Origin of the sequence: Micromonospora sp. NPDC005171 (assembly GCF_040608575.1) — a bacterium.
Lineage (GTDB): Bacteria > Actinomycetota > Actinomycetes > Mycobacteriales > Micromonosporaceae > Micromonospora.
Window position 1 is genome coordinate 182077 of sequence record NZ_JBEXIM010000010.1, and the last position, 14656, is coordinate 196732.

Annotated in this window: 14 protein-coding genes and 1 pseudogene; 6 read left to right on the forward strand and 9 right to left on the reverse strand. The window is 67.8% G+C overall.

The window, feature by feature from the left end; all coding sequences use genetic code 11:
* The first annotated feature begins 52 nt into the window (after window positions 1–52).
* Complete coding sequence (gene glgA / locus ABZU74_RS16130) at window positions 53–1258, forward strand: glycogen synthase (protein ID WP_355423771.1); 1206 nt, start codon at window positions 53–55, stop codon at window positions 1256–1258.
* A gap of 10 nt (window positions 1259–1268) precedes the next feature.
* Here the strand turns inward: glgA and ABZU74_RS16135 are convergent, their stop codons facing one another.
* Window positions 1269–1718, reverse strand: a complete 450-nt coding sequence (locus ABZU74_RS16135; protein WP_355423774.1) for a helix-turn-helix domain-containing protein — start codon at window positions 1716–1718, stop codon at window positions 1269–1271.
* Between the two features lie 140 nt (window positions 1719–1858).
* On the opposite strand from ABZU74_RS16135, the gene ABZU74_RS16140 reads away from it, so the two are divergent.
* Window positions 1859–2725 (forward strand): aldo/keto reductase family oxidoreductase, encoded by an 867-nt coding sequence (locus ABZU74_RS16140; protein WP_355423777.1) that lies wholly within the window; start codon window positions 1859–1861, stop codon window positions 2723–2725.
* Window positions 2726–2783: 58 nt separating this feature from the next.
* On the opposite strand, the gene ABZU74_RS16145 is transcribed toward ABZU74_RS16140, so the two are convergent.
* The 4 genes from ABZU74_RS16145 to ABZU74_RS16160 form a co-directional block, all read right to left on the reverse strand.
* On the reverse strand, window positions 2784–2993 hold the full coding sequence (locus ABZU74_RS16145) for a CrcB family protein (RefSeq protein ID WP_355423780.1): 210 nt from the start codon (window positions 2991–2993) through the stop codon (window positions 2784–2786).
* A 48-nt stretch (window positions 2994–3041) separates the two neighbouring features.
* Window positions 3042–3179: a hypothetical protein gene (locus ABZU74_RS16150; protein ID WP_355423783.1), complete on the reverse strand. Its 138-nt coding sequence runs from the start codon at window positions 3177–3179 to the stop codon at window positions 3042–3044.
* Complete coding sequence (locus ABZU74_RS16155) at window positions 3179–3550, reverse strand: CrcB family protein (protein WP_355423786.1); 372 nt, start codon at window positions 3548–3550, stop codon at window positions 3179–3181. The genes ABZU74_RS16150 and ABZU74_RS16155 overlap by 1 nt, the downstream gene beginning before the upstream one ends.
* A 128-nt stretch (window positions 3551–3678) precedes the next feature.
* Window positions 3679–4623 carry an inositol-3-phosphate synthase gene (locus tag ABZU74_RS16160; RefSeq protein WP_355423789.1) on the reverse strand — a complete coding sequence of 315 codons (945 nt, stop codon included), beginning with the start codon at window positions 4621–4623 and terminating at the stop codon, window positions 3679–3681.
* On the opposite strand from ABZU74_RS16160, the gene ABZU74_RS16165 reads away from it, so the two are divergent.
* Window positions 4622–4771, forward strand: a complete 150-nt coding sequence (locus ABZU74_RS16165; RefSeq protein WP_355423792.1) for a hypothetical protein — start codon at window positions 4622–4624, stop codon at window positions 4769–4771. The genes ABZU74_RS16160 and ABZU74_RS16165 overlap by 2 nt on opposite strands.
* Window positions 4772–4918: 147 nt before the next feature.
* On the opposite strand, the gene ABZU74_RS16170 is transcribed toward ABZU74_RS16165, so the two are convergent.
* The gene (locus ABZU74_RS16170) at window positions 4919–5326 is read right to left on the reverse strand and encodes a type II toxin-antitoxin system VapC family toxin (protein WP_355423795.1); all 408 of its coding nucleotides are present in this window, start codon (window positions 5324–5326) and stop codon (window positions 4919–4921) included.
* A gap of 37 nt (window positions 5327–5363) precedes the next feature.
* The gene (locus tag ABZU74_RS16175) at window positions 5364–5603 is read right to left on the reverse strand and encodes an AbrB/MazE/SpoVT family DNA-binding domain-containing protein (protein WP_355423797.1); all 240 of its coding nucleotides are present in this window, start codon (window positions 5601–5603) and stop codon (window positions 5364–5366) included.
* 247 nt (window positions 5604–5850) lie between these two features.
* On the opposite strand from ABZU74_RS16175, the pseudogene ABZU74_RS16180 reads away from it, so the two are divergent.
* Window positions 5851–7899, forward strand: a pseudogene (locus ABZU74_RS16180) (maltotransferase domain-containing protein); the annotation flags it as partial.
* Between the two features lie 194 nt (window positions 7900–8093).
* Window positions 8094–10196, forward strand: coding sequence for a 1,4-alpha-glucan branching protein GlgB (glgB, locus tag ABZU74_RS16185; protein WP_355423800.1), 2103 nt, complete (start codon window positions 8094–8096; stop codon window positions 10194–10196).
* Between the two features lie 487 nt (window positions 10197–10683).
* Here the strand turns inward: glgB and ABZU74_RS16190 are convergent, their stop codons facing one another.
* Together ABZU74_RS16190 and ABZU74_RS16195 are read right to left on the reverse strand one after the other, a co-directional pair.
* Window positions 10684–11211, reverse strand: a complete 528-nt coding sequence (locus ABZU74_RS16190) for a hypothetical protein (protein ID WP_355423803.1) — start codon at window positions 11209–11211, stop codon at window positions 10684–10686.
* Window positions 11212–11226: 15 nt separating this feature from the next.
* On the reverse strand, window positions 11227–14295 hold the full coding sequence (locus ABZU74_RS16195; RefSeq protein ID WP_355423806.1) for an RHS repeat-associated core domain-containing protein: 3069 nt from the start codon (window positions 14293–14295) through the stop codon (window positions 11227–11229).
* Between the two features lie 28 nt (window positions 14296–14323).
* Here ABZU74_RS16195 and ABZU74_RS16200 point away from each other — a divergent pair, with 28 nt between their 5' ends.
* Window positions 14324–14536: a hypothetical protein gene (locus tag ABZU74_RS16200; protein WP_355423809.1), complete on the forward strand. Its 213-nt coding sequence runs from the start codon at window positions 14324–14326 to the stop codon at window positions 14534–14536.
* Window positions 14537–14656 lie beyond the last annotated feature (120 nt).

The window sequence follows — 14656 nt, forward strand, 5'->3', positions numbered from 1 at the left end:
CGTCCCACTTCACCACTCGTACGGGGAGTCTTCTGCACTAGGGTGCGGGGTCATGAACGAACCCACCCCGCTGCGCGTCGATCTGCTCACCCGCGAGTACCCACCGGAGGTCTACGGCGGCGCGGGCGTGCACGTCGAGTACCTGGCTCGGGAGTTGCGCCGCCTCGCCGACGTGCGCGTGCACTGCTTCGGTTTGCCGCGCACCGAGCCGGGCGTCACCGCGTACGCCGAACCGCCCGGCCTGACCGGCGCGAACGCCGCGCTGCGCACGATGGGCGTGGACCTGGAGATGGCCGCCGGCGCGGCCGGCACCGACGTGGTGCACAGCCACACCTGGTACGCGAACCTGGCCGGGCACACCGCGAAGCTGCTGCACGGGGTGCCGCACGTGGTGACCGCGCACAGCCTGGAGCCGCTGCGGCCGTGGAAGGCCGAGCAGCTCGGCGGCGGTTACGCGCTCTCCTCCTGGATCGAGCGCACCGGGATGGAGGCCGCCGACGCGGTGATCGCGGTCAGCGGCGGAATGCGCAACGACGTGCTCACCGCCTACCCGCAGATCGACCCCGACCGGGTCCGGGTGGTCTACAACGGCATCGACACCGTCCAGTACGCCCCGGACTCTGGCACCGACGTGCTCGACCGGCTCGGCATCGACCCGTCCCGCCCCAGCGTGGTCTACGTGGGCAGGATCACCCGGCAGAAGGGGCTGCCGTACCTGCTGCGGGCCGCCCGGGAGTTGCCGGCGGACACCCAGCTCGTCCTGCTCGCCGGTGCGCCGGACACCGCCGAGATCGCCGCCGAGGTGGAGGGGTTGGTGGCCGAGCTGCGGGCCAATCGCTCCGGCGTGGTCTGGGTCGCCGAGATGCTGCCCAAGCCCGAGGTGATCCAGGTGCTCACGCACGCCACGGTCTTCGTCTGCCCGTCGGTCTACGAACCGATGGGCATCGTCAACCTGGAGGCGATGGCGTGCGAGACGGCGGTGGTGGCGACCGCTACCGGCGGTATTCCCGAGGTCGTCGCCGACGACGAGACCGGCCTGCTGGTGCCGATCGAGCAGGCCACCGACGGGTCCGGCACCCCACTGGACCCGGACCGATTCGTGGCCGATCTGGCGACCGCGATAAACACCCTGTTGGGCGACCCGGCGCGCACCGAGCGGTTCGGTCAGGCCGGTCGGCGACGCGCCGTGGAGCACTTCTCCTGGGACGCCATCGCCCGGCAGACCCTGGAGGTCTACCGCTCGGTCGGGGCGGCCTGACCCGCCCCGGTCATCCCGCGGAGGCGCGGGTGTCGTACGTCGCGCGGTTGTCGAGCACCTCGTCCATGTGGTTCTGGGCCCAGCCCTTGAGGCCGCGCATCATCTGGTGCAGCGAGAGGCCGAGGTCGGTCAGCTCGTAGGTGACAGTGACGGGCACGGTCGGCGTCGCCGTGCGCGTGACCAGGCCGTCGCGTTCCAGGGAGCGCAGCGTCTGGGTGAGCATCTTCTGGCTGACGCCGGCCAGGAGGCGCGACAGCTCGGAGTAGCGCAGCGGGCGGGGCTCACCGGCGCAGTCGGCGCCGAACCGGTGGGATCCGTCGCTGCCCAGCGCGGCCAGGATCAACGTGACCCACTTGTCGGAGATCCGGTCGAGCAGTTTGCGGCTGGGGCACTCGGCCAGGAAGGCGTCGTACTCCTCCTTGGTCTGCGCTCTCTGCTGGGCCGCCGTCGTCGTCGCCATCCGCGCCACTCCCCCACCGGTTGGTGTGTTACGCACTTGAAAGTGCCTACTTCCCGATAGGAAGTTACCCGACCAGAGTGAAGCGGGCACCTGCGCGGTACCGATCGCGCCGCACTCCACCTGAAATCCGAGGTCCGCACATGCGCTCCACTTCAATTCCCGGCGGCACCTGGATGCTGGGCGACCTGAGCGTCACCCGCTTCGGCTATGGCGCCATGCAACTCGCCGGCCCCTGGGTCATGGGGCCGCCCGCCGACCACGACGGCGCGCTCGCCGTCCTGCGCGAGGTCGTCCAGCTCGGCATCACTCACATCGACACCAGCGACGCCTACGGGCCACACATCACCAACAAGCTGATCTGGGAGGCTCTGCACCCGTACCCCGAATCGCTGCACATCGTCACCAAGGTCGGCGCCACCCGCGACCAGCAGGGCGGTTGGCCCCCCGCCCGGAAGCCCGACGACCTCCGCCGGGCAGTCCACGAGAACCTGGAGAACCTTGGCGTCGAGGTTCTCGACCTGGTCAACCTACGGCTCGGCAACGCCGAGGGCCCGCAACCCGGCTCGCTCGCCGAACCGTTCGAGACGCTCGTCGACCTTCAGCGGCAGGGCCTGATCCGGCACCTCGGTGTGAGCACCGCGACGGCGCAGCAGGTCGCCGAGGCGCAGGCGATCGCGCCGATCGTGTGCGTGCAGAACATGTACAACCTGGCCTTCCGCCAAGACGACGAGTTGATCGACACGCTCGCCGAACAGGGCGTCGCCTATGTGCCCTACTTCCCGCTCGGCGGCTTCAGCCCGCTACAGTCCGCGGCCCTGTCCGCCGTGGCCGCCAGGTTGGCCACCACGCCGATGTCGGTCGCCCTGGCCTGGCTGCTGCGGCGCTCGCCGAACATCTTGCTCATTCCGGGTACGTCGTCAGTCGCGCACCTGCGCGAGAACGCCGCCGGCGCGGGCCTGTCGCTCTCCGACGAGGACCTCGTCGACCTGGACAAGATCGGCAACTGACGACGCGTCGGTGGCGCCCATCGACCGGGGCGCGCTGTGGTGGTCAGGTTGGCGCGGGCTAGAGCAGGCTGCCGATCCACAGGCCGAGCGCGGCCAGCACGAGGCTGGCGCAGAGGCTGCCGAGCACGTTGAAGGCCTCGACGGAGGCGTTCTTGCGTAGCAGTCCCAGGGTGTGCCACTCCTCGGTGGAGAAGGTGGTGTAGGCGCCAAGGAAGCCGACGCCGACGATCGCGTTGAAGTCCTGCGCGCCTCCGGCGGTGTGTTTCACCCGCGTAGCCGGTGACGATGCCGAGCACGAAGGCACCGGAGACATTGATCAGGAAGGTGCTCGCGGGAAGGCCTTGCTGGAGCCGGTGGCCCGCCGGCTCCACCACGGCTTCACCAGCGCGTCGACTCCGGCGCGGCTCAGCGCCCCGAGCCCGCCGGCCAGGAACACCCCGATTCCCACCCACATCAGGCGCCCCTTCCCGCCGGATGCCCCACCCGCAGTTCCGCGAGGCGGGCACCGAGCGCCGCCGCTGTCACTCCGACGATGATGGACAGGACGAGGTAGATGATGCCCACTCCGCTGCGTCGCGCCCCGATCAGCTGATCGCTCTCGACGATGAAGTGCGACCAGGTCGTGAATCCGCCGATGAGTCCGGTCGAGAGGAACGGCTTGCCCCACGGGCCGGGCAGCCGGTGCGCCGCGAGCAGCGTCATCACCGCACCGAGAGCGAAGGCGCCCACCATGTTGATCATGAAGGTGACCCAGGGGAAATCAGGTGGCGTGGACGGCGCGAAGCCGAGCCCCAGCAGGTAACGCAGGGGTGGCACCGATGCCATCGCCGACGACGATCGCGAGGATTGTCATGCACCCATTCACGCACTATCGTCCGCCGCCACCGCGCCGGCTGGCAAAGCCTCACTCGTACGGTCGACCCCCGCCCCGTCCTGACGCGGTGTGCACGTGCTCAGATCGCCGTTCCAGGCGGAGATTTCAGCAACGACGTCGCCTCGGCGCAATGACCACCACGTCCGTTCCGTAGCGCGCTGGCCGCGATGCGGATGAGGTCGATGTTGACGCCGGCGGCACCGCTCGGATCGTGCACCTTCAGCTTCACGTCGAGGCTCACCGCTGTCTCACCCCAGCCCTGTGCCTCAAGGTTGAGGTGAGCCACCTTCTGCGACGCGAGATGCGGCAGGTAGCCGAGTGGGGCCACCTCCACCTTGTCGGCCGCCGACAGGGCGTTGAGCTTGGACTGCTTCTTGGTGTTGGGGTTCTCGACCAGGTTGCGGAAGTCCTCGGTGCCGCCCAGATTGACCTGGTAGGAGCTGACCAGCGTGAGGCCCCGCTCCTGAAGTAGCCGCAGCAGCGCGTTGTGCAACACCGAGGTGCCGAACTGGCTGGCCAGGTCGTCGCCGAGCAGCGGCAGACCGGCTGTCTCGAAGCTGCCCAGCAGCTGTGGATCGCGGGCGACCGGGTCGGCGGTGGTGTTGATGAAGGCGACACCCGCCGTGCGCGCCGCCTCGGCGTACGCGCGGGCGGTCTCCGGCCGGCCACTCGGCGCGGAGTAGAGCAGCACCTCCGCCCCGGCCAGCGCCGCCGCCACCCGCTGCACCTCGCTGGCGTCGACGAGGCCCTTTGTGACCGGCACACCCGCCTTGGGCAGGTCGCAGTCCAGCCGAGGGAAATTGTTGGGCGCCAGGAAAATCGCCTCGGTCAGGTCCCGACCGATCTTCTCCGTCGAGGTGGCGAAGGCCGCGACGATGTCGATGTCCCCCACCCCGAGCCCGTCGATCACCGGCCTGCGGATTCCGACCAGGCTGCCGCTCTGGCGGTAGAGAGCAAGCCCCTGCACCAGTGCCGACGTGTTGTTACCGACCCCGACAACCGCGACCCTCACCCGTTCGATCATGGCGGTAGGCTACGTCACCCCCGAGCGTGTCGGCGGTGCGGTGATCCGCTTCGGCCCATCACCAACGACAGGTCGGCCGACGGTCGGTTGGCTGATCGAGGTACACCAGGGCAAGGGGTCGTTCGTGGCACCGAACCCGCCCGCCTGACTCCGTTCGACCCCTCGCCCGGCCTAGATCGACTCGGGTTTCAGGAAACCGCCGCATCCGGGTCGGGTCGATGCCGCGCTTTTATTGAACGCGTGTAGATCTTGCGGCGGCCGCGTGCCCCACGACCTAGCGATGGCCCACGGGCGGTCACTCGCCCGGTGTGGTCAGCGTCAGGGTCGGGAAGTACGTGCGGTATCGCGCCCCATCACGGGTTAGCAGGTTGTATCGGCACACGGCCGCATGCGCGCCGATGTAGAAATCGGCAAGCGGCGATCGCTTCACGCCGCCCATCCTCCGATATCGCGCGTACGCCTTGCCGGCGAGGAAGCCCGCCAGGTAAGGCAGCTCCTCGCGAAGGAAATCCCCCGCCGGCAACGCCTCGTCCAGCTCTTCGATGCGGTCGAAACGGACCGACACCTCGGCGTACACGATGGGGTTGATCACCAGATTGCCCGCGTCGCGGGCCTCGGCGAGGGCGGTCCCGGACCAATCGGCCCACTTGGGGTCATCGGTGAGGATGTCCAGCAGCACATTGGTGTCGACCAGGGTCGTCACGGCGTCAGGTGGACGCGGCGGCACGGCACGGAGCCGGTCACTCGCCACGCAGCATCTCCATCAGCTCCTCGGTGGACATGTGCTCGGTCTCCTTGGCGCTGCCCCGGCCACGCATGTGGCCGACAAGACGCCGGCCCCGGGTTTCGGCACCATGAACTCGAACGATGCGGAGGGCACCGCCCTCCTCAACCACATCAACCTCGTCGCCCTCATGCAGGTTGTATTGGGCCCGCAACGCCGCCGGAATGGTGACCTGGCCCTTGCTATTCAACCGCATCCCCGACCCCCTGTCACGTGTCATACATGATACGCGACACTGCTACAGACGCATCACACATGATGCGCAGGCTCCCCCTCGGCCGCTCCGCGAGAAGCCGGACAACTTCGGGGAAACTGCTGCCTCGCGACGCCTTGACGCAGCACCTTCCCCGAAAGTGCGCGGATCTTGGCGTGCGATCCCAGGTGTGGGGCGGACCGGCAGGCTTGGCCGCGCGCGAACGGATCTCGCGCAGTAGGTTGGCGGGGTGACTGGACGGTTCCCGATCGAAGACGTCTCCCCCGTCGTCTCGTGCGGGCGATACCCGGCCAAGGCGGTGGTCGACGAACCGGTTCCGGTGTCGGCGCGCGCCTACCGGGAGGGGCACGACGCGCTGGGCTGCAACGTGGTGTGGGCTGGTCCGGACGGCGCGAGCCGACCGTTCACCCGGATGCGCCCCGGCGAACCCGGCCAGGACCGCTGGCACGCCACCATCGCACCGGACGCCGTCGGCGAGTGGACGTTCTCCGTCGAGGCGTTCCAGGACCCGTACCTGACGTGGCAGAACGCGGTGACTAAGAAGATCGCCGCCGGGCAGGGCCCGGAGGACCTGGCCAACGACCTGGCCGAGGGCGCGCGGGTGCTCGCCGCCGCCCAGGGCCTCGTCCCGTCCGCCGACCGGCCCCGGGTCGCCGACGCGCTCACCGCGCTCGTCGACACCGACCTGCCGGTGGCGCAGCGGGTCGACCCGGCGCTGGCCCTGGCCGACCTGCTCTGGGAGCACCCGGTGCGGGAGCTGGTCACCGCCGGTGACACGTACACCATCTGGGTTGACCGCAAGCGGGCGCTCTACTCGGCCTGGTACGAGTTCTTCCCGCGCTCCGAAGGAGCGGCGGGCGGCCGGTCCGGCACCTTCGCCACCGCCACCGAGCGGCTGCCGGGGGTCGCCGCGATGGGCTTCGACGTGCTCTACCTGCCGCCGATCCACCCGATCGGCCGGGTCAACCGCAAGGGCCGCAACAACGCGCTCACCGCCGGGCCGACCGACGTGGGCTCGCCGTGGGCGATCGGCGCCGCCGAGGGCGGCCACGACACGATCCACCCCGATCTGGGTACGCCGGCAGACTTCCGGGCCTTCATCCAGGCGGTGGCGGCACAGGGCCTGGAAGTGGCGATGGACCTGGCGTTGCAGTGCGCGCCGGACCACCCGTGGGTCACCGAGCACCCGGAGTGGTTCACCACCCGGGCCGACGGCAGCATCGCGTACGCGGAGAACCCGCCGAAGAAGTACCAGGACATCTACCCGGTCAACTTCGACAACGACCCGGAGGGCATCCGGGCCGAGGTGCTGCGGGTGGTGCTGCACTGGGTCGGCGAGGGCATTCGGATCTTCCGGGTGGACAACCCGCACACCAAGCCGTTCGACTTCTGGCACAGGCTGATCGCCGAGGTGAAGGCGGTCGATGAGGACGTGCTGTTCCTGGCCGAGGCGTTCACCCGGCCGGCCATCATGCACGGCCTCGGCAAGATCGGCTTCACCCAGTCGTACACCTATTTCACCTGGCGCACGACGGCCGCCGAGATGCGGGCGTACTGCGAGGAGCTGATCGAGGCGGCCGACTACATGCGGCCGAACTTCTGGCCGAACACCCCGGACATCCTGCACGAGTCGTTGCAGCACGGCGGCCCGCCGATGTTCAAGATCCGGGCGGTACTGGCCGCGCTGCTCTCCCCCTCCTGGGGCCTCTACGCCGGTTACGAGCTGTTCGAGCACGTAGCCCGGCCGGGCGCCGAGGAGTACCTGGACAACGAGAAGTACGAGCTGCGCCCCCGGGACTGGGCCGGCGCCGAGGCGCAGGGCCGCTCGCTGGCGCCGTTCCTGACCACCCTCAACCGGGTACGCCGCGACAACCCGGCCCTGCACCAGCTGCGAAACCTGCGCTTCCACGAGATCGACAACCCGGCGCTGCTCTGCTGGTCGAAGCACGACCCGGAGACCGGCAACACGGTCATCGTGATCTGCTCGTTCGACCCGCGGATCGTGCAGTGGGGCAACACCACCCTCGACATGCCGGCGCTCGGCTTCGACTGGCACGAACGGTTCACCGTGTACGACGAGCTGACCGGCACCAGCTACGACTGGGGTCAACGCAATGCGGTCCGGCTCGACCCGTACCTGCAACCCGCGCACGTGTTGACGGTGCGCCGCCCGACCCCGCCCGCCGCCCCGGCGCCCGCCGCGACCGTCGCGGCGGAGCTGACCGTCGCCGACATTCCCGACGACCTCTCCGGCGGTACCGCGCCAACCGCGCCCGCGCCCACCGCGCCCGCACCGACTACGCCCGCGCCGACTCCACCGGTGCCGACCGCGCCCCGTCGGTCCGCCCCCGTCCCGACCCCGCCCCGCCGGTCCGGCTCCCAAACGCCCGCGTCCCGCAGGCTGACCGGAGCACCGGGCGACGCCGCCCGCACCGATACCGCACCGACCGACGCCGCCCCGAAGGACGCCAGATGGACCAGCTGATCACCGGCGCGACGCACGACCCGCACGCGCTGCTCGGCGCGCACCCCGCCGACTCCTCGACGACGATCCGCACCATGCGCCGGGGCGCCGGCGACGTCGTGCTCCTCGTCGGCGACGAGCGGCACCCGATGAAGCGGGTGCACGACGTGGGCGTCTTCGAGGCGCAGGTCGACGGCACCGTGCTCGACTACCGGGTGGAGGTCGACGGCACCACCCACGACGACCCGTACCGCTACCCGCCGACACTCGGTGAGCTGGACCTGCACCTGATCCGCGAGGGCCGGCACGAGCGACTGTGGGAGGCGCTCGGCGCCCGGGTCTTCGACGAGGGCGTGGCGTTCAGCGTCTGGGCGCCCAACGCCCGTGGGGTGCGGGTGGTCGGCGACTTCACCGGCTGGGGCCCCGACGACGGTTGGCCGATGCGGTCGCTCGGCTCCAGCGGAGTGTGGGAGCTGTTCGTTCCCAACGCCCGGGTCGGGGCCCGCTACAAGTACCGGGTGCTCGGCGCCGACGGGCAGTGGCGGGACAAGGCCGACCCCCTGGCCGCGTACGCCGAGGTGCCGCCGGCCACCGCCTCGGTGGTGCACCACTCGACGTACCGGTGGAACGACGCGGACTGGCTGGCCCGGCGGGCCGAACGGCAGCCGCACCAGGAACCGATGAGCGTCTACGAGGTGCACCTCGGCTCGTGGCGGCCCGGGCTGGGCTACCGCGAGCTGGCCGAGCAGCTCACCGCGTACGTCACCGAGCTGGGCTTCACGCACGTGGAGTTCCTGCCGGTGATGGAGCACCCGTTCGGCGGTTCCTGGGGCTACCAGGTGACCGGCTACTACGCGCCGACCTCCCGGTTCGGCGACCCGGACGAGTTCCGCTTCCTGGTGGACCGGCTGCACGAGGCCGGCATCGGCGTACTCCTGGACTGGGTGCCCGCGCACTTCCCCAAGGACGAGTGGGCGCTCGCCCGGTTCGACGGCACCCCGCTCTACGAGCACCCGGACCCGCGGCGCGGCGAGCACCCCGACTGGGGCACGTACGTCTTCGACTTCGGCCGCAACGAGGTCCGCAACTTCCTGGTCGCCAACGCGCTCTACTGGTGCGACCAGTTCCACGTTGACGGGCTGCGGGTCGACGCTGTCGCCTCGATGCTCTACCTGGACTACTCCCGCAACCACGGCGAGTGGGCCCCGAACAAGTACGGCGGTCGGGAGAACCTGGAGGCCATCGCGCTCATGCAGGAGGTGAACGCGACCGTCTACAAGCACCACGCCGGCGTCGTGATGATCGCCGAGGAGTCCACCGCCTGGCCAGGGGTCACCCGCCCCACCGCCGACGGTGGGCTGGGCTTCGGCTTCAAGTGGAACATGGGCTGGATGCACGACACCCTGCTCTACACCTCCAAGGACCCGATCTACCGCCAGCACCACCACCACCAGCTCACCTTCTCCCTGGCGTACGCCTGGAGCGAGAACTACGTGCTGCCGATCAGCCACGACGAGGTGGTGCACGGCAAGGGCTCACTGGCCGGCAAGATGCCCGGTGACACCTGGCAGCGACTGGCGAACGTGCGGGCGCTGCTGGCGTACATGTGGGCGCACCCGGGCAAGCAGCTGCTCTTCATGGGTTCCGAACTGGCCGACGACCGGGAGTGGAGCGAGGAGCGCGGCCTCGACTGGTACCTGCTGCACGATCCGGCCCGCGCCGGCGTGCAACGGCTCGTCGGTGACCTCAACCGGGTCTACCGGGACACTCCGGCGCTCTGGGCACAGGACACCGAACCGGCGGGCTTCCGCTGGATCGCCGGCGACGACGTCGCCAACAACACCGTGTCGTTCGTCCGGATCGCCCCGGACGGTTCGACGCTGGTCTGCGTGGCGAACTTCTCCGCCGAGCCGCTGCACGACTACCGGATCGGCCTGCCGGCCGGTGGGATGTGGACCGAGGTGCTCAACACCGACGCGCACCACTATGGCGGGTCGGGGGTAGGCAACCTGGGTGAGGTGCGCGCCGAGGACGTGCCGTGGCACGGGATGGTGGCGTCGGCGGCGCTCCAGGTGCCGCCGCTGGGCGCCGTCTGGCTCCGCCGAAGCTGACGGGGCGAGACCCGTAAGGGCCCAGCCCTGTCGTTCCGCCTGCTCTTCAGGTCCTCGTTCAGCCCGTCGACGGCCATCTACCCCCAGGCGTCGCCCTGCCAGAGAACCGTGTCCGTCAAGAGCCTTTAGCTCAACGGTCGTCGTCTCCTTGCTATCCCTGCCGCCTCGTCGGATCACCGGCGCCGCTAGGACCGTGGGCACTTTAGACTTCACCGACTAAAGACGGTCCAGAACCCTGACTGCCAGGCTGCTCTTCGGGTCCCACACTCTAGCCTTCTCACCTAGCAGCCTTCTTTGGTTGGGCTCAAAGACGGCGCGACCGGCTGTAGCCGGCAGGGTGAATTTCGGTCCCTGCCGGCTACAGCCGGCGCTTGTCAACACAGATCCAACACACCTCGGCCCAGGCGAATCGCAAAGCGAACCACCCGCTGCAACTCCGCTCCATTGCGTGACGTCTCGGACATCGCAAGGCACTTCTTAGCTTAGCTCATGACTGAAGTAGCCGAGCCAGAATCGGGATCCCTCCAGCAAAGACGGACCAACCAACGGCAAACCAAATCAGATGGCGCGCCCAAGGAACCTCTGAGTAAATTTTGCCGCCAGACGCCGAGTCAGCGTTTCTCTTTCTCCACACCTCGATAGCATCAGCTGCACGAACATTCCTCCGACTCCCCCACAACCTTCCCAACAGTGAGCCCTGGAAGGCGTAACAGGCCACGTCTCGATGACCTACCATGCTGACCACCAAACCGTTCCCTGAGTCAACTCCCTTAACGCGATCCCATGGCACGATCACCCGCACTCCAGGATTGACAATCAGAAGCGATTCATGTGTCGGCTTAACGAAAGAGAACATCGTCGTCAGCGAGATCAAGTAGCAGATCACCGCAAAAAAGCTGGCGACAGCAATGAGCCCACTCCACCCATTCGCTGGATTTAGGCTGAACATGAGCATCATAAAGCCGAACAGCAGCCAAATCAGAAAGCCGCCCACCCAGTTCAGCTTGTTTCTCATACGCGTCTCAGCTCCTCACCAGATGTCTGCGCCGTTCGCTCCGGCCCACATACTGGCGTTGGCAGACAGGCCAGTCATGCTAGCACCAAGATCAAAGTTGTTTACCATCTGCTTGGTGCGAGCGGAAGCGTAGCTCAGAGCAGGGAAGGCGGCAATGGCGTCGTCGGCCATATAACCTGCGTTGATCAGAGGCACGGGTGCTCGGGACCGTACCGCGTCCCCGAGCGCGCTTGTACGGGTTGGCATTTTCGCGCCTATCGAGGGATTGAGCTTCCAGGGGACCTCTCGCCAAAACGCTGCACCAGATCCCGCCGCACCACGGGCAAGGCCTGCTCCGCCAACAATGAACGCAGCATCTATCGCGTGAGACTTCCAGTCCATTTTGCCAAGTTCCCAGTCATTCTTATACCCGTCGACGAATATCCCGCCAGCAAGCACGGCACCGGCGACCACGGTGCAGGCGCCTGCGGACGCAACGATGCAAACAACACCTCCGACAACGATCAGACCCTTACTGATGGTCCCCCAGTTTTCGGAGAGGTAATCCCCGGTCGCATGGTAAGCCTTCTGCACCTTATTGCTCGCATTGCACACCCAGGACCAAGCCGAGCACTCCTTCTTCTTTGGCTTCGGGCTTTGGCTGGGCGGCGGCACGTACTTTCCGCGCTTCTGTTTGGTGCTGGTTAGCTTGTTCTTCTTGCCATAGGTCACGTTATCGGTGGAGCCGCATCCGCCCGGGCAGCCCTTCTTGACGTCGTAGCCGTAGCAGTCGAAGTACTTGCAGTCATCGGGGATCATCCCGGTGGGGTCGCTGGACGTCACCGGGGTGTTGTTGGCGTACGAGTATCCGTTCCATTGCTGCGGCTGGGTCGCGTCTTGAAGCGGGTCGATGGAGATGAATCGGCCCGCGAGCGGGTCGTAGGAGCGGGCGCCCACGGTGGTGAGTCCGGTTGGGCTCATGGGCTTGTCAAGGAAGCCGTGGTTGTCGGGTGCGGTGATGGTGGCGCCTCGAGGTGCGCCGTAGGGGGTGTACTGCCGCCAGGTCGGGTTCTGGGCGGTGCTGTCGAGGTAGAGGGTCGGGGTGCCCTGGTGGTCGTCGATGGCGAAGGTGTATGCCGTGCCACTGCCGGTGCGGATGCAGGTGCCGCCACCGGGAAGGGCGTAGTAGCGGCTGCCGGTGACAACGCTGGTGGTGGTGTTGAGAGTGAGTTGCTGTCCGGGCAGGTAGAGGGTGTTCTTGCCTGGTTCCTTCTGTAGGAGCAGGTTGCCGTCGGCGTCGTAGACGAAGGTGTTGTTGCCGCTCGTGCCGCCGGTGACTCCGGTGAGTTTGCCGGCGTCGTCCCAGGTGAGGGTCTGGTTGCCCTGGGCGGCGTTGCGGGCGGTGGTGTTTCCGGCGTTGTCGTAGGTGTACGACATGGTGCCGGTTGCCCCGCCGGTCGTGGTGGTGGAGGTCAGGGTGTGCGGCTTGTTCTGACCGTTGCCGTTGTAGGCGTAGGTGGTGGTCGTGTCGGTGCCGCCGGCGAGGTTGTGCTCCACCTGCTTGGTGCGGTTGCCGATGAGGTCGATCTGCCAGCTGGTCCAGTAGGCGCTACCGGCGCCGATGGTGTTGCCGACCATGGACTTGTTGGCGTCGGTGGGTGCGGTGGCGCAGGCGTCGGTGCCGGTCCACGCCTCGGTGAGCCGCGCCAGGCCGTCGTAGCCGTAGCACTGGGTCTCCGCCGGGGTGGTGGCACCCAGCCGCTTGCTGATCTTGCGGGTGATGTTGCCGACCAGGTCGTACCGGTACTCCTGCTCATCGACGTTTGTCGGAGTAGCGGTGCTACGGGTGACGAGTTGGTTGGTCAGCCGCGAGGTGTGCGGGTCGTAGGTGTTGGTGACATACGCCAGGTTGGTACCGGTGCCGAGGGTCTGCTGGTCGACTCGGCCGTAGGCGTCGTAGCTGACACCGTTGGCATAGCCGGTCAACCCGCCAAGGGTGGTGGGCAGGTCCAGCACCCCGGTGTAACCGTGCAGGACGGTTTCCGAGGGCAGGCTGCCCTTGGCCGGATAGGTGTCGGTCAGGGGCAGGCCCAGCACTGATGAGTAGGTGTGCCCAAACGCGTACGACCCAGCGAGAGCGCCCTCGGTGTCCGGGATCGTGACGGTCACACCGAGAGAGCTGCCGAAGACGTTGAACGCCTCCTGCTGCGTGACGTACGCCTGCCCGCCACGGTAGGCGGTCGTGGTGGTCAGCTTCCCGAGCGCGTTGGTGACCCCCGCGACACTGTTGCTGTTGTCGTACACCCAGGACGCCCGCTGGCTGGCCGTGGACTGGTTCGCCACCGTCGCCGCGAACTCACCGGTCTTACGGTCCAGCGCGTCGTAGGTGAAGGAAACGGTCTTGCCGCGCCCGTCAGTGGACTGTTCGAGGTTGCCGTTGGCGTCGTAGCTCATGCTGCTGGTTCCGGCGTCCGGGTCGACCTTGCCCACAACCTGACCAAGCAGGTTGTACGTCGAGGTCCACACGTTGTTGCTCGCGTCGGTGAGCGTCGACTGGTTGCCGTGCTCGTCGTAGCCGTACTTACTGACCGTCGCGGTACCACCGGTGACGGTGAACATCCCGGTGAAGGTGTCCGCCGGAGTCGTCACCGTCGGACGGGCGCTGTACTCGTACAGTTCCTTCTTCCGACCGAGCGGATCCGTGAGGGTGGCCGAGACGACCCCGCCGGTAGGCGGAACAACGGTCGTGCGGTCACCGGCGTACACGGTGGTCGTCGTCGAGACGGTCACGCCGTTCTTCGCGTTGGTGACGACGACCGCCCGGCCTAGGCCGTCGTAGGTGGTGAACGTCTGATTCGGGACCTGCTTGCCCAGGTCCGCCGCCGAGACCGGCGTGCTGACCGTCGGCAATGACCCGTCGTCCCACCAGCCGTTGTAGGTCGCGCGAGTCCCACCACGGGTGTTGTAGAACGTATCCGTGATCATCCGGCCGCCAGCCGGGGTGATCGACTGAGTCTGCCGCGTGCGCAGCAACGCGTCATAGATCGTCACTGACGTCTGATAGCCGTTGGAGTTGTTCAGGGTCTGCGTGGTGGTGGCGGACACGCCCGTCTTCGAGACGGTGTAGGCGAACTTGTGGTTCGCCGCGACGCTGGTGGGGCGCGAGTTCAACCACACCGACGTGGCGCGGCCGAGTGCGTCGTACTGCTGGGTGGTGACGATGTCGTTGGCGTCGGTGCTGACCAGCGACATCCCGCGCTTCGTGTCGAGCGTGGCGGAGCTACCGTGCCCGGCGGGGTTGGTGGTGGACGTGGCGGTCACCAGTTTGACGGCGTTCATGGTGTAGCCGCTGGTGGTCTTGTTGCCCTTGGCGTCGTACGAGTCGGTGACCCGGCCGTAGCTGTCGTAGGTCGACCGTGCGGTGGTCTGCCAGACGTAGGCGCCGCTGGTGTAGTCCTTGGCGGTC